This window comes from Streptomyces sp. CA189, assembly GCF_056428985.1.
The window spans coordinates 1-1,999 of record NZ_JBWJVM010000168.1 but is presented as its reverse complement, the minus strand read 5'-3'; the positions used below and the strand labels follow the sequence as shown (position 1 = coordinate 1,999).

The 1,999-nt window shown below is 71.8% G+C and carries 2 protein-coding genes and 1 pseudogene; all 3 read left to right on the top strand.

The features are described 5' to 3' along the window. Positions 1–256, top strand: a pseudogene (locus AC061S_RS44315) (hypothetical protein); the annotation flags it as partial. Between the two features lie 39 nt (positions 257–295). Beyond that, on the top strand, positions 296–1,066 hold the full coding sequence (locus AC061S_RS44310) for a bestrophin-like domain (RefSeq protein ID WP_478691556.1): 771 nt from the start codon (positions 296–298) through the stop codon (positions 1,064–1,066). 220 nt (positions 1,067–1,286) lie between these two features. Further along, the gene (locus tag AC061S_RS44305; RefSeq protein WP_478691555.1) at positions 1,287–1,931 is read left to right on the top strand and encodes a hypothetical protein; all 645 of its coding nucleotides are present in this window, start codon (positions 1,287–1,289) and stop codon (positions 1,929–1,931) included. Positions 1,932–1,999 lie beyond the last annotated feature (68 nt).

Genomic DNA, 1,999 nt, shown 5'->3' with positions numbered 1-1,999 from the left:
CCCGGCCCCCGCTCCCCCGGCCCCGAAACCAGCCCCCGAACCGGTCCCGAAACCCGCCGCGGAGCCACCCGCACCGCCGGCTCCGGCGCCGCCCCGGGCGATCCCCGCGGCCGCGCCCCCCAAGAAGCCGGTCGCACGCCCCGCGTACCACGCGACGGTCCGCAAGCCGGTCGAGCGTCACATCTCGCCGGTGACCTTCACCTTGATGACCGCGATCCCCGCGGTGCTCGCGATCATCGCGCTGCGCCCGCGCTAGCGCCGCCGCATTCCACCCCGTAATCGATTGGGAGTCATCTTGTCGGAATGGCTCGTCCTGTCCCTCGCGATGGCCGCCGCGTGTGCCGTGGTGCTGTCCATCGCCTTCTTCAACCAGCGCCGGATCGGTGAGGACGACGATCCCAGCGAGACCCCGGACGTCATCGAGTACATGACGATGATGATCGGCGTGATCTACGCGATCGTGCTGGGCCTGGCGATCGCCGGCGTCTGGGAGGGCCGCGGGGCCGCCCAGGAGTACGTGCGCCAGGAATCGCAGGCCCTGCACGAGATCAGCGTCCGCTCCGAGGTCTATCCGGACGACGTGCGCAACAAGATCAGGTCCGGCGTGGACGCCTACGTGACCTACGTCGTCGACACCGAATGGAAGGAGATGGCCGAGAACGGCGAGCTGACGGACCGCAGCGCGGAACTGCTGGAACGCATCCGCCGCGATGTGACGGACTACGAACCGCAGACCGACCACGAGGGCCAGGCGTACCAGCCGCTCGTGGACCAGGTCGCCGTGGCCGACGACGCGCGCAACGCGCGCGGCCTCAGCGCCGGGGCCACCATGCCCGGGGTGGTCTGGTTCGGCCTGATCGCCGGGGCCCTGGTGACGGTGGGGCTGATCTTCACCCTGCAGATCAGGCGCTCGTTCCGGGAACTGCTGCTGGCCGGGCTGTTCAGCGCGCTGATCGCGTTCCTGCTGTTCCTCATCTGGGACTTCGACGCGCCCTTCGGCCGGGGCATCGCCGCCACCGCCGAGCCGTTCTTCTCCCAGTTCCCGCATCTGGGTCCGGACGACTGACGACGACTGGCACCGTCGGGGACCGACCGCCCCCGACCGCGGCCCGGCAAACCGGGGACGGGCCTCCCGTCCCCGGTTCGGCCTATCGCCATGCCCCATTCGCCCGTTCCTGATCGCGGGTCACCGCGCACGGACCTAGCGTGGCGGACATCGAGGCGCACGACCCCCCACGTGCGGAAACCGTTCCGCGGCTGCTCCTCGGGGATCCGGAGAATCAACCATGGGCGCGATACGCACCTCCCCCACAGTCCTGTTGGGCGCCGCCGCCGCGGGCGCCCTGCTCGTCTTCGGCGCGGCGGCCGCGCCCGCCGCGCACGCGGCAGAGGCCGCACCCATCACCTCCTTCGGTTTCGCCATCACCCCCTCGACGGTCGCCCCCGGCGGCCAGGTGGTGCTGTCCGTGACCGGCTGCAACGCCGCCTTCGCCACCGTCTCCTCCGGCGTCTTCGACACCGTGAGCATCGACCGGGGCAAGACCGCACGGGTCACCGTGGACCGGGACGCGCGGCGCGGAGCCCAGTACTCCGTCTCCTTCACCTGCGCGGGCGAGACCGGCTCGGCCGACCTCACGATCACCGGCGGCACCGGCAGACCCACGACCAGTTCCACCGTGGGTACCCGTACGAGCGCCAGCGTGGTCACCGGCACGAGCTCGGGTACCGGAACCGGTACCGGTACCGGTACCGGTACCGGCACCGGCACGGGCGCTTCGCGCGGCGCCACCCTCGGCGTGCGCGGCGGTCTCGGCGGCAGTGTGGCCGGGCTCGATCCCCTGGAACTCGGCGTCGGCGTGGGGCTCGTCCTCGGCGGGCTGGTCGGTCTCGGCTACGCCCTGCGCCGCCGGGACATCCGCCGCATCCACTGACCGCGTCGCGGCACCGGCCCTCCGACACCCGATCTCCCCGAAAACGCCGGTCGCCCCGTTTCCTGGAC